Origin of the sequence: Pantoea dispersa (genome assembly GCF_014155765.1) — a bacterium.
In the GTDB taxonomy this organism is placed as follows: Bacteria; Pseudomonadota; Gammaproteobacteria; order Enterobacterales; family Enterobacteriaceae; genus Pantoea; species Pantoea dispersa.
Genome location: NZ_SCKT01000001.1, coordinates 1,148,232 through 1,162,367 on the forward strand (window position 1 = coordinate 1,148,232; position 14,136 = coordinate 1,162,367).

Annotated in this window: 13 protein-coding genes; 10 read left to right on the plus strand and 3 right to left on the minus strand. The window is 60.1% G+C overall.

Features of this window, described 5'->3' with window-relative positions; all coding sequences use genetic code 11:
• Nucleotides 1–3: 3 nt before the first annotated feature.
• The 4 genes from H7K56_RS05560 to H7K56_RS05575 all read left to right on the plus strand — a co-directional run bounded on the left by H7K56_RS05560 (nucleotide 4) and on the right by H7K56_RS05575 (nucleotide 3,148).
• Entirely contained in the window at nucleotides 4–777 is a 774-nt protein-coding gene (locus tag H7K56_RS05560) for an SDR family oxidoreductase (protein WP_021508638.1), read from the plus strand.
• 79 nt (nucleotides 778–856) lie between these two features.
• Nucleotides 857–1,711 (plus strand): thioredoxin family protein, encoded by an 855-nt coding sequence (locus H7K56_RS05565; RefSeq protein ID WP_150360900.1) that lies wholly within the window; start codon nucleotides 857–859, stop codon nucleotides 1,709–1,711.
• A gap of 64 nt (nucleotides 1,712–1,775) precedes the next feature.
• Nucleotides 1,776–2,690, plus strand: a complete 915-nt coding sequence (locus tag H7K56_RS05570) for an SPFH domain-containing protein (RefSeq protein WP_021508640.1) — start codon at nucleotides 1,776–1,778, stop codon at nucleotides 2,688–2,690.
• The gene (locus tag H7K56_RS05575; protein WP_021508641.1) at nucleotides 2,690–3,148 is read left to right on the plus strand and encodes an NfeD family protein; all 459 of its coding nucleotides are present in this window, start codon (nucleotides 2,690–2,692) and stop codon (nucleotides 3,146–3,148) included. The genes H7K56_RS05570 and H7K56_RS05575 overlap by 1 nt, the downstream gene beginning before the upstream one ends.
• Here the strand turns inward: H7K56_RS05575 and cueR are convergent.
• Nucleotides 3,124–3,540, minus strand: a complete 417-nt coding sequence (gene cueR / locus H7K56_RS05580) for a Cu(I)-responsive transcriptional regulator (RefSeq protein WP_021508642.1) — start codon at nucleotides 3,538–3,540, stop codon at nucleotides 3,124–3,126. The genes H7K56_RS05575 and cueR overlap by 25 nt on opposite strands.
• Nucleotides 3,541–3,635: 95 nt before the next feature.
• Between cueR and copA the strand changes: the two genes are divergently transcribed.
• The 3 genes from copA (at nucleotide 3,636) to ybaK (ending at nucleotide 7,658) form a co-directional block, all read left to right on the plus strand.
• Nucleotides 3,636–6,146 carry a copper-exporting P-type ATPase CopA gene (gene copA, locus H7K56_RS05585; RefSeq protein WP_150360931.1) on the plus strand — a complete coding sequence of 837 codons (2,511 nt, stop codon included), beginning with the start codon at nucleotides 3,636–3,638 and terminating at the stop codon, nucleotides 6,144–6,146.
• Nucleotides 6,147–6,214: 68 nt separating this feature from the next.
• Nucleotides 6,215–7,015, plus strand: a complete 801-nt coding sequence (locus H7K56_RS05590; protein WP_021508644.1) for a TraB/GumN family protein — start codon at nucleotides 6,215–6,217, stop codon at nucleotides 7,013–7,015.
• A gap of 163 nt (nucleotides 7,016–7,178) precedes the next feature.
• Nucleotides 7,179–7,658 carry a Cys-tRNA(Pro)/Cys-tRNA(Cys) deacylase YbaK gene (gene ybaK / locus H7K56_RS05595; protein WP_150360899.1) on the plus strand — a complete coding sequence of 160 codons (480 nt, stop codon included), beginning with the start codon at nucleotides 7,179–7,181 and terminating at the stop codon, nucleotides 7,656–7,658.
• Here the strand turns inward: ybaK and H7K56_RS05600 are convergent.
• Nucleotides 7,655–8,524, minus strand: a complete 870-nt coding sequence (locus H7K56_RS05600) for a LysR family transcriptional regulator (protein WP_021508646.1) — start codon at nucleotides 8,522–8,524, stop codon at nucleotides 7,655–7,657. The genes ybaK and H7K56_RS05600 overlap by 4 nt on opposite strands.
• Before the next feature lie 90 nt (nucleotides 8,525–8,614).
• Here H7K56_RS05600 and H7K56_RS05605 point away from each other — a divergent pair, with 90 nt between their 5' ends.
• The gene (locus tag H7K56_RS05605) at nucleotides 8,615–9,046 is read left to right on the plus strand and encodes a multidrug/biocide efflux PACE transporter (protein ID WP_021508647.1); all 432 of its coding nucleotides are present in this window, start codon (nucleotides 8,615–8,617) and stop codon (nucleotides 9,044–9,046) included.
• Nucleotides 9,047–9,080: 34 nt separating this feature from the next.
• Here H7K56_RS05605 and ushA read toward each other — a convergent pair whose 3' ends face one another.
• The gene (gene ushA, locus H7K56_RS05610; RefSeq protein WP_150360898.1) at nucleotides 9,081–10,832 is read right to left on the minus strand and encodes a bifunctional UDP-sugar hydrolase/5'-nucleotidase UshA; all 1,752 of its coding nucleotides are present in this window, start codon (nucleotides 10,830–10,832) and stop codon (nucleotides 9,081–9,083) included.
• Nucleotides 10,833–10,995: 163 nt separating this feature from the next.
• Here ushA and H7K56_RS05615 point away from each other — a divergent pair, with 163 nt between their 5' ends.
• Both H7K56_RS05615 and ybaL read left to right on the plus strand, forming a co-directional pair.
• Nucleotides 10,996–12,195 (plus strand): MFS transporter, encoded by a 1,200-nt coding sequence (locus tag H7K56_RS05615; RefSeq protein WP_058769404.1) that lies wholly within the window; start codon nucleotides 10,996–10,998, stop codon nucleotides 12,193–12,195.
• Between the two features lie 219 nt (nucleotides 12,196–12,414).
• Complete coding sequence (gene ybaL / locus H7K56_RS05620) at nucleotides 12,415–14,103, plus strand: YbaL family putative K(+) efflux transporter (protein ID WP_021508650.1); 1,689 nt, start codon at nucleotides 12,415–12,417, stop codon at nucleotides 14,101–14,103.
• Nucleotides 14,104–14,136 lie beyond the last annotated feature (33 nt).

A 14,136-nucleotide genomic window follows, 5' to 3' on the forward strand; every position in this document is an offset into this window, starting at 1 on the left:
GATATGCAAAAGTCCGTATTAATTACCGGCTGCTCCAGCGGCATCGGTCTGGTGGCGGCCAACGATCTGCTGGCGCGCGGCTATCGCGTGCTGGCCGCCTGTCGCCGCGCCGACGATGTGGCGCGCATGGATGAGCTCGGCTTCACCGGCATCCTGCTGGATCTTGACGATCCGGCCAGCGTGGATGCCGCCGCCGATCGCGTGCTGGCCCTCACCGATCACTGCCTGCACGGGCTGTTCAATAACGGCGGCTTCGGCCAGTACGGTCCGCTGACCAGCGTGTCGCGTCAGCAGCTGGAGCAGCAATTCTCCACCAACTTTTTCGGCACCCACCAGCTGACGCTGCGCCTGTTGCCGGCGCTGCAAAATAGCGGCGACGGGCGGATTATCAACACCAGCTCGGTGCTCGGCCTGATTTCCACGCCGGGCCGCGGCGCTTATGCCGCCAGTAAATGGGCGCTGGAGGCGTGGAGCGATGCGCTGCGCATGGAAGTGCGCCACAGCGGCGTGCGCGTCAGCCTGATTGAGCCAGGCCCGATTACCACCCGCTTTACCGAAAACGTGCAGCAGGGCGAACGCGACAAGCCCGTGCGCAACCCCGGTATCGCCGCGCGCTTTAGCCTGCCGCCGGAGGCGATTCTGCCGAAACTGCGGCATGCGCTGGAGAGTAAACATCCGCGCCTGCGCTATCCGGTGACGCTGGTCGCCTGGGCGATGAGTCTGCTTAAACGACTGCTGCCGGGCTGGATGCTGGATCGCATTTTACGCAGTAACTAAACTGCAAGCCGGAATTGAACTTGAAGCCGGGGCGTTTGCCCCCATATCCTCAACACACTTTCTGCCAAGAGACGTATTCATGTCACACGCTTTGATTATCGACATCAACGAATCCAACCTGCAGCAGACGCTGGAGCAATCGATGCAGCTGCCGGTACTGTTCTACTTCTGGTCGGAGCGCAGCCAGCACTGCCAGCAGCTGACGCCGGTGCTGGAGCGTCTGGCACAGGAGTACGCCGGCCAGTTTATTCTGGCGAAGCTGGATTGCGATAAAGAGCAGCTGGTGGCATCGCAGTTTGGTCTGCGCTCTCTGCCGACCGTCTACCTGTTCCAGAACGGCCAGCCGGTCGATGGCTTCCAGGGCCCGCAGCCGGAAGAGGCGATTCGCGCGCTGCTGGAGAAAGTCCTGCCGCGTGAAGATGAGTTAAAGGCGCAGCAGGCGATGCAGCTGATGCAGGAAGGCAAGCCGCTGGATGCGCTACCGCTGCTGAAAGACGCCTGGCAGCTGAGCAATCAGAACAGTGAAATTGGTTTTCTGCTGGCAGAAGTCCTGATCACCCTGAACCGCAGCGAAGAAGCCGAAGCGGTGCTGGCTGTGGTGCCGTTGCAGGATCAGGATACGCGCTATCAGAGCCTGATTTCGCAAATCGACCTGCTGAAACAGGCCGCCGACACGCCGGAGATCCAGCAATTGCAGGAGCAGATGGCAAGCGAACCGGACAACGCCGGTCTGGCTGCTAAACTTGCGTTACAGCTGCATCAGGTAGGCCGCAATGAAGAAGCGCTGGAGCTGTTGTTAGATTTTCTGAAGCGCGATCTCAGCGCCGGTGACGGCGAAGTGCGCAAAATGTTCCAGGAGATTCTGGCGGCCCTCGGCACCGGCGATGCCCTCGCCTCGCGCTATCGTCGCCAGCTCTACTCGCTGCTGTACTGACCGGTACCGCGCGGTAAACGGGCCGAAGCGACTCGGCCCGACAATCTGACAGCCAGGAGGTTATATGTTAACAGTGATTCCCGTCATCATCGTGCTCGCGCTGGTTACCGTGTGGGCCGGTGTCAAAATTGTGCCACAGGGCTACCAGTGGACGGTGGAGCGCTTTGGCCGCTACACCAAAACCTTACCGCCCGGTCTGAATTTAGTCGTGCCGTTCATGGATCGTATTGGTCGCCGGATCAATATGATGGAGCAGGTCCTCGATATTCCGTCACAGGAGATCATCTCCAAAGATAACGCCAACGTCACCATTGATGCAGTGTGCTTTATTCAGGTGGTGGATTCGGCGCGCGCCGCTTATGAAGTCAGCAATCTTGAGCTGGCCATCATCAACCTCACCATGACCAATATCCGCACCGTGCTCGGCGGCATGGAGCTGGATGAGATGCTGTCACAGCGCGATAACATTAATACCCGCCTGCTGCACATTGTGGATGAAGCGACCAATCCGTGGGGGGTAAAAATCACCCGTATTGAAATCCGCGACGTGCGCCCGCCGCAGGAACTGATAGCGGCCATGAACGCGCAGATGAAGGCTGAGCGTACCAAACGCGCCGATATCCTCGCCGCCGAAGGCGTACGCCAGGCGGCCATCCTGCGCGCCGAGGGCGATAAGCAGTCGCAAATCCTTAAAGCGGAAGGCGAACGTACCTCCGCCTTTTTGCAGGCGGAAGCGCGCGAGCGTCAGGCCGAAGCCGAGGCCAACGCCACGCGGATGGTGTCAGAAGCTATCTCTGCCGGAGATATCCAGGCGATTAATTACTTTGTGGCGCAGAAATACACCGATGCCCTGCAAAAAATTGGCGAAGCGAATAACAGCAAAGTGGTGATGATGCCGCTCGACGCCAGTAGCCTGCTCGGCTCGGTGGCCGGTATCAGCGAGCTGCTGAAAGAGAGCCGTCAGGAGCGCAAACCGTGATGCTGATGGAGCTGATTGCGCATCCGCACTGGTTCTGGCTCACGCTGGGCGGTTTACTGCTGGCTGCGGAGATGCTCGGCACCAGCGGTTACCTGCTGTGGAGCGGCGTGGCGGCGGTGCTGGTCGGGATCATTGAGTGGCTATTTCCGTTCTCGTGGACCAGCCAGGGCATGTTGTTCGCCGCCCTGACGCTGCTGTGCGTGTTTTTCTGGTATCGCTGGATGCGCTTTCGCGAAAGTGCGCAGCAGCCCAATACACTCAATCAGCGCGGCAGCCAGTTGATTGGCCAGCACCTGACGTTAGACAGTGCGTTAAAAGACGGCGTCGGTCATGTGCGCATTGGTGACAGCAGCTGGCGCGTGCAGGCGCAGGAAGATTTGCCGGCGGGCACGCCGGTGATCGTGACCGGCGTGTCAGGCATCACGCTGCTGATTCAGCCGCGTTTGCCGCCCTCCTGATGACCGCAGCCCGCCAGGTGATTGATGATGGGACATTCGGCACCGTCATCGCCCGGGCAGGCTGCAGCCAGTTCCAGCAGACGCGCGCGCATCGCGTGCAGCTCTTCAATATGCGCCGCGATCTCATCCGCCTTCTGCAGGGTGCGCGCTTTAACATCGGCACTGTGGCGCGCCGGGTTATTAAACAGCGCGACCAGTTCGCGACACTCCTCGAGCGTGAAGCCCACCTGACGCGCCTGGCGCAGAAAATTGAGCTCATCCAGGTGGTGCGCGCCATAACTGCGATAGCCGTTGTCACTGCGTAACGGCGGCGTAACCACCCCTTTCTGTTCGTAAAAACGAATCGCTTTGCTGGTCAGCCCGGTTTTTTTTGCTACATCGCTGATGTTCATCTCTGCCCCTTGACCTTCCCCTGAATGGAAGGTTTAGGCTTTATAACTAATGCAAACCTTGCAGCGAGTCAAACCTGATAAACGAGGAGTTGATGATGTCACACACACAATTACTGGCTCTGGACGGCTTGTCCTGTGGCCACTGTGTTAAACGCGTTAAAGAGGCGCTGGAACAGCGCAGCGATGTGGAACAGGCCGAGGTAACGCAGCAGGAAGCGCGCGTCACCGGCGCAGCCAGCGCCAGCGATCTGATTGCCACCGTTGAGCAGGCTGGTTATCACGCCACGCTGAAAAATGAGGCGTCCAGCCCAAAGCCTGATCCGTTGCCAGCTCAGGAGCCGCAGCCGGAGGCGCTGACAACGGAGTCGCAGCCGGCAGAAGAGAATCTTGCGGTGCACCATCTGCTGATAGGCGGGATGAGCTGCGCCAGCTGTGTCAGCCGCGTCGAGCAGGCGTTACAGAAAGTGCCCGGCGTGAGCCAGGCGCGCGTCAATCTGGGTGAGCGCAGCGCGCTGGTGCTGGGCGATGCCGTACCCTCAGCGCTGGTCAGCGCCGTAGACGAGGCAGGTTATTCTGCGGAAGTGATCGAAGATGAACAAACCCGGCGCGAGCGCCAGCAGGTCAGCGCACAGCAGGCGATGCGCCGCTTTAGCTGGCAGGCGGCGCTGGCGCTGATCGTCGGCGTGCCGATGATGGTCTGGGGCATGCTCGGCGATCACATGATGCTTAACGACAGCAATCAGACGCTCTGGCGCGTGCTCGGTGCCGTCACGCTGGCGGTGATGGTGCTTGCCGGCGGCCACTTCTATCGCAGCGCGTGGCGCAGCCTGCGTCATGCTACCGCCACCATGGACACGCTGGTGGCGCTCGGTACTGGTGCGGCCTGGATCTACTCGATGAGCGTCGCACTGTGGCCGGCATTTTTCCCGCCGCAGGCGCGCCACCTTTATTTTGAAGCCAGCGTGATGATCATCGGCCTGATTAACCTCGGCCATGCGCTGGAACAGCGCGCACGCCAGCGCGCCTCACAGGCGCTGGAGCGGCTGCTGGATTTAACCCCGGCGCAGGCCTGCGTGATCACCGCCGAAGGGGAAAAGCCGCTGCCGCTCAGTGAAATCACACCGGGCATGACGCTGAAGCTGGTCACCGGCGATCGCGTACCGGTGGACGGCGAAGTCAGCCGCGGCGAAGCCTGGCTTGACGAAGCAATGCTCACCGGCGAAGCGCTGCCGCAGTCGCGCCGTCCTGGCGATAAGATTTATGCCGGGACGCTGGTGCAGGACGGATCGCTACAGTTCACCGCCCGCGCCACCGGCAGCCATACCACGCTGGCCCGTATTATCAATCTGGTGCGTCAGGCGCAGAGCAGCAAGCCGGAAATGGGCCGGCTGGCCGATCGCATCTCGGCGGTGTTTGTGCCGGTGGTGGTGGCGATTGCCCTGCTCAGCGGAGCGGTCTGGTATGTTGTCGGACCGCAGCCGCAGCTGGCCTATACGCTGGTGATTGTCACCACGGTGCTGATTATCGCCTGTCCGTGTGCGCTGGGCTTAGCCACGCCGATGTCGGTGATCGCGGGCGTCGGCCGCGCTGCCGAGCTGGGCGTGCTGGTGCGCGATGCCGATGCGCTGCAGCGGGCCAGTGAAGTCGACACCATTGTTTTTGATAAAACCGGCACCCTGACCCGGGGCACGCCGCAGGTCAGCGAGGTGCTGCTGTACAGCGACTGGGATCGTCAGCAGGTATTGCAGGCCGCCGCCCAGCTGGAGCTGGGATCGGGGCATCCGCTGGCGAAGGCCATCGTCGCCGCCGCACCGACCGTCAGTGACGCCCGCGTTGCGCAATTTCGTACAATACGTGGCAAAGGCGTGAGTGCTACTGTCGCTGACAGAACGCTGCTGCTGGGCAATGCGGCGCTGCTGGAAGAGCAGCACATTGACCTGCGCGCCGCACAGCAGGATATCGCGCGACTTGCTGCGCAGGGCGCCACGCCGGTGCTGCTGGCGGATCAGCAGCAGCTGCTGGGCCTGATCGCCCTGCGTGACCAGCTGCGTCCGGAGAGCCGTGCGGCGCTACAGCGGCTGCATCAACTGGGCTACCGTCTGATCATGCTGACCGGTGACCATCAGACCACTGCCGAAGCCATCGCTGCCGAAGCGGGTATCGATGAGGTGATCGCCGGCGTGCTGCCGGACGGTAAAGCGCAGGCGATTGCGCAGCTGCAACAGCAGGGGCGCAGCGTGGTGATGGTGGGCGACGGCATCAACGACGCCCCGGCGCTGGCGCAGGCGGATGTGGGAATCGCCATGGGCGGCGGCAGCGATGTGGCGGTTGAAACCGCGGCGATGGCGCTAATGCGCAACGATCTGCACTGCGTGGCCGACGCGCTGGCGATGGCCAACGCCACGCTGCGCAATATGCGGCAGAATCTGCTGGGTGCCTTTGTCTATAACAGTCTGGGCATTCCGATTGCTGCCGGCATACTCTATCCGTTTACCGGTGTGCTGCTCAGCCCCATCGTCGCCGGTGCCGCCATGGCGCTGTCGTCGATCACCGTGGTGAGCAATGCTAACCGTTTGCTGCGCTTTAAACCGGCGCAGCGGCAATAGCAACCTCTGCCCTGTCTTTCGCTGAGCGAAATCGCTAGCATGGATTTTTGACTTAAAAAGGACACGGCATGAGACGCAGTGTGTGGCACCGCCTGCAACAGCTGGCCAGCAGCCTGTTCCCCGCCAGCTACAGCTGGCCCGCCATGGATATCAGACTCGGAGACCGCCGTCTGCATCTGGCTGGCAGTATTCATATGGGCACGCGCGATATGCAACCGCTGCCGGCCGGCTTGCTGCGCCAGCTGCAGAAAGCCGATGCGCTGGTGGTGGAAGCGGATATTACCCGCGGCAGTTCACCGTTTAGTGAGGGTGAAGCGTATCCGCCGCTGGCAACGCGGCTGACGCCAGAGACGCTGCAACAGCTGACGGCGCTGTGCGATGAGCTGTCACTGAACATCGCGCTGTTTGATAGCCTGCCGTTCTGGCAAATTGCGCTGATGCTGCAGGCGCAGCAGGCGCAGCGGCTGGGGCTGCGACCGCAGTACGGTATTGACTATCAGCTGCTGCAGGCAGCGCAGGCGGCAGGAAAACGCATCATTGAGCTGGAAGGGCCGGAAACGCAGATCGCGTTGCTGAAATCACTACCGCAGGATGGCCTGGCGCTGCTGCTGGATACGCTGGAACACTGGCACACCAACGCGCGACTGCTGCAAACCATGATCAGCTGGTGGCTGGATGCGCCGCCCGCCAGCCAGCCGGTGGCGCTGCCGACTACGTTCAGCAGTGAACTGAACGATACCCTGATGCGCAACCGTAATCAGCACTGGCGCGAGCTGCTGCTGGCGTTGCCGCGCGGGCGCTATGTGGTGGCGGTCGGTGCACTGCATCTGTACGGCGAAGACAATTTGCCGCAGCTGCTGAAGGCATAAAAAAAGAAGGCCAATATTGCTATCGGCCCGTCAAAGAGGAATTTGTTTATGATTTTGGTTATCGCCAGGGTGACTGGCGCCGGCCAATTTTCGCGCAAAGTTCAGATTTTCGCCAGTACTTTCACGCAAACCGAGATAAGAATTTACGTAGCAAGGATTGAATATGACACCCGCCGTAAAACTGCTGGAAAAACAACAGATCGCTTTTACCCTGCATCCCTACGAGCATGACAGCCATGAAACCCACTTCGGTGACGAGGCGGTGCGCAAGCTCAAGCTGGATGCGCGCCAGGTGTTTAAAACCCTGCTGGTGGCGCTTAACGGTGATGGCAAAGCGCTGGCAGTGGCGGTGACGCCGGTCTCCTCACAGCTGGATTTGAAAAAAGTCGCCAAAGCGCTCGGGGCAAAAAAAGCCGACATGGCCGATCCACAACTGGCGCAGCGCGTCACCGGCTATCTGGTGGGTGGCATCAGTCCGCTGGGGCAGAAAAAACGGCTGCCGACGGTGATCGATCAGCAGGCCAGCGAATTCCCGACCATCTTTATTTCCGGCGGCAAGCGCGGGCTGGATATCGAACTGGCCGCGCAGGATCTGGCACGGCTGCTGGATGCCACGCTGGCTGACGTGGCGCGCCGCGATTAATCAGGCTGCTGCGCGCACAGCTGGTCGATCATCCAGCGCCCGGCCGGGCCCGGCGGATTGCGCCGCGACCAGATAACATCCACCGCGATATGCTGCGGCCAGCCCGGCACCGGCAGCTCGCGCAAGACCTGATGACCAAACTGCTGCACCAGCCAGCGCGGCAGTACGCTCCAGCCAAACCCCTGCTCCGCCATCTCCAGCAACAACAGATAAGTTGGGGCCGACCAGGTGCGGCCCGCCGGCAGCGGCTGGCGGGTTTCCACCCAGGTATTGAGCCGCAGCTGACGCAATTCGCCCAGCTGCGCCTCGCTCACCTGCGAACGGGCTGCCAGCGGGTGATCCTGATGCAGGAAAATCGCCATTTGCGCTTCAACCTGCAGTCGCGCCACCGCCAGATCCGGCGGCAAACGCGGCTGGGCGCGCACCACGCCAAGATGCACGCGCCCGGCCTGCAGTAAATCCAGCACATCCTCATCTTCCGCAATCATGCATTCAAACTCGATATCCGGATAGCGTGCCTCAAAGCGCGTCAGCAGATTTTCATGGTGATCAGCCTGCCAGAAGTCGGAAATGGCCAGGCTGAGACGCGGCTCAACGCCCTGCGACAGCCGCACCGCCAGTTCATCCAGCCGCTGGCTGGCAGCAAGAATTTGCTGCACCTGCGCCAGAGCGCGCTGGCCCTGAGCGGTCAGCACCGGCTGGCGACCGCTGCGATCAAACAGCGCAAAGCCTAAGTCATCTTCGAGATTGGCCACCGCGCTACTGATGGTGGACTGACTTTTTGCAAGCGCACGCGCCGCTGCGGAAAACGAGCCGCTGGCGACGGTCTGGACAAATGCCTCAAGGGATTCTGGTGAGTACTTCATGCTGAACCATCGCTTTTATCGATAGGTAATCATTTTATCTTAGCATTGTGCAGTGAGAAAATGCGTGGCGTTACTCAAAAGGAGGTTTATATGCGTACCCGTTCACTGAAAGAACGTTTTTGTCATGCCGCAGGCTTTGAAGGGTTAGCGATCGTCACGGTTGCGCCGCTGGCCGCCTGGGTCATGGATAAACCGCTGTTTCAGATGGGCGCGCTGGCGATTATGCTGTCGACTGTCGCCATGCTGTGGAACATCATTTATAACAGCGGTTTTGACCGCCTCTGTCCGCCGCAGCGCCAGCGCGGTCTCGGCCTGCGCGCGCTGCATGCGCTCGGCTTTGAGGGCGGCTTTATCCTCATCGGCCTGCCGATTGCCGCGTGGATGTTGCACATTTCGCTGCTGGACGCTTTCCTGCTGGAAGTGGCGTTCTTTCTGTTCTTTCTGCCCTACACCATGGCTTACAACTGGGCATGGGATAAGCTGCGCCAGCGCTGGGTGAGCCAGAAATCCTGCCGCGCCTGAAAAACCACGGGCGGCTGAAGTGCCGCCCGTTTTGTCACTCGTGCGCCGCGCGTGGCCAGATCCACGCCAGGATCATCTGCGGATAGCTGCGCTTCTTTTGCTTCTCCAGCGCTTTGTCGCGCTCCTCAACCTGCTGCGGTGTCAGATGCACAATCTGCGGTGGCGCATAATCGGCGACGCGCAGCGGTGAGTGCTGACTGACATAGTTGCGCAGCACCTCGGCATCACGCAGGCCGCTGTTGCGGAAACCAGCATGGCCATCAATCACCGGGTAGCCGTCGCCGCCGCTGGCGTTAAAGCTGTTGGTGGCCATGCGATAGGTTTTATCCAGCTGCAGCGGCTCGCCATTGATTTTCACTGCGCTGACGCTTTTGCCATCGGCCACCAGGCTGATGTTGCTGAACTGCGCGAAACCGCCGGAATCGGCTTTGATATTCGCCACCATCGCCAGGTAGTTCAGCAGCTCTTTGCCCGTCAGCGTCACGGACACTACCTGATTGCCAAACGGCTGGATCTGCAACAGATCGCGCCAGCTGATCTCTCCTTGCGCCAGCGAGGTGCGAATACCGCCGCCGCTGATAACGGCAAAGTCGGCCTGAGTAGCCGCCATCTGCGCGCGCAGGATCAGCTGAGCCAGTGGCATTTGTTCAAAGCGCACCTTGCTGCGGTCGCCATCAAACACGCTGTCGCTGCGACCCACGTTGACCGCCAGCTGTTTGCCGGCGCGCAGCTGATACGGCGTCAGCAGCTTCATCATTGCGCCGTTCTGCGCTATCGCTTCCTGATACGGCAGCCAGGTTTCGCTGCCATCAAGGTTTTTCACCTTGTGCTTAAGGTTGACCGGAATCAGCTGATAGTTATCCAGCGTCAGCTCACCGTTGCGGAAGGTGAAATCGCCGCGACCGACAAATTTCCCCCACTCTTTTGCCTGCACGATCCACACGCCGTTCTGGCGATCCGGCTGGCACGGCTGTCCGGGCTGATAATCCGCTACGCTGACGTTCTCTTTTGCCATGCACACTGCATCGTGCGAATGGCCGCCGACGATCACGTTAACCGTGCCCGGCGGCAGGCTGCGCGCCAGCTCCACATCGCCCGGTGCGTTGCTGCCATGCTGCCCGTCGTCGTAGTGGCCCATGTGCGTCAGCGCGATAATTACATCCGGCTTGTCGCTGGCGCGCAGTTCCGCCACCGCTTTTTCCGTCTCTTTCACCGGATCGCGAATCTCTATCTGCGCTACGTTCTGCGGATTGGCGATGCGCAGCGTATCAGTGGTGGTCAGGCCGATCACCGCAATTTTCAGCCCCATACGATTGAATATCGCCCACGGCTTAAACAGGCGCTTATCGCTGCCTTTGGCATAAATGTTGGCGGCAAGAAACGGAAACTTCGCCCATTTCTGCTGCTTTTGCAGCACGCTGAGCGGTTTGTCGAATTCGTGGTTACCGAGCGCCATCGCATCATAGCCGATAAGGTTCATGCCACGAATGTCCGGCTCGGCGTTCAGCACATCCGATTCCGGCACGCCGGTGTTAACGTCGCCCGCCGACAGAATCAGCGCACCGCCGCCTTTGGCCTGTACATCATACCGCTGCTGATCCATCAGCGTTTTTTGCGCGGCCAGACCATATTCGCCCTGCGCGTTGGCCCAGAAATGGCCGTGATGATCGTTGGTGTGCAAAATGCTGAAGCGATAGCTGCGGTCCGGCTGCCACGCCTGCGCCAGCAGCGGCAACAGCAGCATAATCAGCGCCAGCCAGCGCCCTCTGTGCGGTGATAACAACAAAGCCGATCTCCTTATTCTGCGTTTTTTACCGGGCGGTGCGCCTGATGTGCTTTTTCGCCCTTCTGTGTCGCACAGTTCGCCCTTTAACTCAAGGCCAAAGGCGAATACAGTCATGCATGACGTAACAATCTGATAACGAAATTCCCACCCCTTCAGGATCTTTATGGCAAGTGAACAGACGTTAACCCCGACGCGGCGCACCGGGCGTACCGCTTTTGGCATTCTTGGTGCCATCAGTCTCGCGCATCTGCTGAACGATATGCTGCAATCGCTATTACTGGCGATCTATCCGCTGCTGCAGAAAGATTTCAGCCTCAGCTTTGTGCAAATTGGTTTGATTACGCTGACATATCAGGTTACGGCCTCATTATTACAACCGCTAATTGGCTATTACACCGACAAATATCCGAAACCCTGGTCACTGCCGGTCGGGATGGGGTTTACCCTGTTCGGTCTGGTGCTGCTGACCTTTGCCAGCACTTATCCGCAGGTGCTGCTGGCCGCAGCGCTGGTTGGCTGCGGCTCATCGGTGTTCCATCCGGAATCGTCGCGCGTGGCGCGTATGGCCTCCGGCGGCCGCCACGGGCTGGCTCAGTCGCTGTTTCAGGTCGGTGGTAATTTTGGCAGCGCGCTCGGGCCGCTGCTGGCCGCCATCATCGTCGCGCCCTATGGCAAAGGCCATCTCAGCTGGTTCATGCTGGCCGCGCTGCTCGGCATCATTGTGCTGCTGCAGGTGAGCCGCTGGTACAGCCACCAGCAGCGCGCCACGCAGGCCAGCGCTGCCAGCAGGCCGCGTAACCCCCTGCCGCGCAATAAAGTGGCGCTGGCCATCGGCATTCTGCTGCTGCTGATATTCTCCAAGTACTTTTATCTCACCAGCCTGAGCAGCTATTACACCTTCTATCTGATGCACAAATTCGGGCTGTCCGTGCAGGCCTCGCAGTTCCATCTGTTTGCCTTTCTCGGCGCGGTCGCCGCCGGCACCATTATCGGTGGGCCGATAGGCGATAAAATCGGGCGCAAATATGTCATCTGGGGATCGATTCTCGGCGTGGCGCCGTTTACCCTGCTGTTACCGCACGCCAGCCTGATGTGGACCAGCGTGCTGAGCGTCATTATTGGTCTGATCCTTGCCTCGGCGTTTTCCGCCATTCTGGTCTATGCCCAGGAGCTGCTGCCTGGGCGCATCGGCATGGTTTCCGGGCTGTTTTTCGGTTTTGCTTTTGGCATGGGCGGCCTCGGCGCGGCGGTCCTGGGCGTGGTCGCCGATCACACCAGTATCGAATGGGTGTATCAAATCTGCGCCTGGCTGCCACTTATTGGCCTGTTGACCGCTTTCTTACCTGATCAGCAGCAGCGCTGAGCCCTTTCGGGGGGCAACTATTTTTCTCTGCCCCCCTCCATTCTGCATAAATCCTGCCGATATGCTGAGATAACTGAGGAAAATAGCGCTTCGGCTGCGTTTTTGTCTCATTTTTTCAATTTTTTCGTCTTTCACCGCTCAAATGTTTAAACGCGGCGAACGATTGTGCATTACACTAGGTTGTTACAAGCGGATACATTTGCACACAAGGAGACAGGCATGCATCACACTACCCCGTTGATCACCACCATTGTCGGAGGTCTGGTCCTCGCATTTCTCCTTGGTATGCTGGCGAATCGCCTGCGCATCTCGCCGCTGGTCGGCTATCTGCTGGCCGGCGTGCTGGCGGGTCCTTTTACCCCGGGCTTCGTCGCGGATACCAATCTGGCCCCCGAACTGGCTGAACTCGGCGTCATTCTGCTGATGTTCGGCGTCGGTCTGCACTTCTCGCTTAAGGATTTGATGTCGGTAAAGTCGATCGCCATTCCCGGTGCCATCGCGCAGATCGCGGTCGCCACGCTGCTGGGAATGGGTCTGTCATGGGCGATGGGCTGGTCATGGATGACCGGCCTGGTGTTTGGCCTGTGTCTCTCTACCGCCAGTACCGTGGTGCTGCTGCGCGCGCTGGAAGAGCGTCAACTGATTGATAGCCAGCGCGGGCAAATCGCCATCGGCTGGCTGATCGTCGAAGACCTGGTGATGGTGCTGACGCTGGTACTGCTGCCGGCCATCGCCGGCATGCTGGAGCAGGGAAATGCCAGCCCGACACTGCTGGCGTGGGACCTGTTACTGACCATCGGCAAAGTCGCTGCCTTTATGGTGCTGATGATGGTGGTCGGCCGCCGCGTGGTGCCGTGGATTCTGGCCAAAAGCGCCGCCACCGGTTCACGCGAGCTGTTTACGCTGTCGGTACTGGCGCTGGCGCTGGGTATCGCGTTTGGCGCGGTGGAATTCTTTGATGTTTCCTTTGCCCTCGGCGCCTTTTTTGCCGGCATGGTGCTGAATGAATCAGAGCTCAGCCACCGGGCGGCACACGACACACTGCCGCTGCGCGATGCGTTTGCCGTGCTGTTTTTTGTCTCGGTCGGCATGCTGTTCGACCCGATGATCCTGCTGGAGCAGCCGCTGGCGGTGCTGGGTGCGCTGGCCATTATCGTGCTGGGTAAATCGATTGCCGCCTGGCTGCTGGTCACGCTGCTCGGCCACTCGCGGCGCACCGCGCTGACCATCTCCGTCAGCCTGGCGCAGATTGGCGAATTCGCTTTTATCCTCGCCGGACTGGGGATTTCGCTCGGCATGCTGAGCGACGAAGGCCGCAACCTGGTGCTGGCGGCGGCGATTCTCTCCATCATGCTTAACCCGATTCTGTTTACCGTGCTGGAGCGTTATCTCGACAAAACCGAGACCATGGAAGAGCAGACGCTGGAAGAGGCAATTGAAGAAGAGAAGCAGATTCCGGTGGATATCTGCAATCATGCGGTGATTGTGGGTTACGGCCGCGTCGGCAGCCTGCTGGGACAGCAGCTGATGGAAGCTGATGTGCCGCTGGTGGTGGTGGAGAATTCGCGCCCGCGCGTCGAAGCGCTGCGCGAACAGGGCATCAAAGCCGTGCTGGGTAACGCGGCGCGAGTCGATACCATGGATTTAGCGCGTCTTGACTGCGCGCGCTGGCTGCTGCTGACCATCCCCAACGGCTATGAAGCCGGGGAAATTGTTACCGCCGCGCGCGAAAAGCGGGCAGATATTGAGATTATCGCCCGGGCGCATTATGACGACGAAGTGGCCTATATCATGGAGCGTGGCGCCAATCGCGTGGTGATGGGCGAGCGGGAGATTGCCAACAGTATGTTGCATGTATTGCAGGAAGAGATCGCGCAAAACCCGATTGTGCGCGAGTGCCCGATTTAAGACGTTATTAATTTGCCAGGTCGCCATGAATGG

What these genes read in the sequence shown, in the direction of transcription:
- ybaK (WP_150360899.1), top strand. Translation starts at nt 7,179, where the DNA reads ATGACACCCGCCGTAAAACTGCTGGAAAAACAACAGATCGCTTTTACC.
- cueR (WP_021508642.1), bottom strand. Translation starts at nt 3,540, where the DNA reads ATGAACATCAGCGATGTAGCAAAAAAAACCGGGCTGACCAGCAAAGCG.
- H7K56_RS05575 (WP_021508641.1), top strand. Translation starts at nt 2,690, where the DNA reads ATGCTGATGGAGCTGATTGCGCATCCGCACTGGTTCTGGCTCACGCTG.
- H7K56_RS05590 (WP_021508644.1), top strand. Translation starts at nt 6,215, where the DNA reads ATGAGACGCAGTGTGTGGCACCGCCTGCAACAGCTGGCCAGCAGCCTG.
- H7K56_RS05570 (WP_021508640.1), top strand. Translation starts at nt 1,776, where the DNA reads ATGTTAACAGTGATTCCCGTCATCATCGTGCTCGCGCTGGTTACCGTG.
- H7K56_RS05565 (WP_150360900.1), top strand. Translation starts at nt 857, where the DNA reads ATGTCACACGCTTTGATTATCGACATCAACGAATCCAACCTGCAGCAG.
- H7K56_RS05600 (WP_021508646.1), bottom strand. Translation starts at nt 8,524, where the DNA reads ATGAAGTACTCACCAGAATCCCTTGAGGCATTTGTCCAGACCGTCGCC.
- copA (WP_150360931.1), top strand. Translation starts at nt 3,636, where the DNA reads ATGTCACACACACAATTACTGGCTCTGGACGGCTTGTCCTGTGGCCAC.
- H7K56_RS05560 (WP_021508638.1), top strand. Translation starts at nt 4, where the DNA reads ATGCAAAAGTCCGTATTAATTACCGGCTGCTCCAGCGGCATCGGTCTG.
- ybaL (WP_021508650.1), top strand. Translation starts at nt 12,415, where the DNA reads ATGCATCACACTACCCCGTTGATCACCACCATTGTCGGAGGTCTGGTC.
- H7K56_RS05615 (WP_058769404.1), top strand. Translation starts at nt 10,996, where the DNA reads ATGGCAAGTGAACAGACGTTAACCCCGACGCGGCGCACCGGGCGTACC.
- H7K56_RS05605 (WP_021508647.1), top strand. Translation starts at nt 8,615, where the DNA reads ATGCGTACCCGTTCACTGAAAGAACGTTTTTGTCATGCCGCAGGCTTT.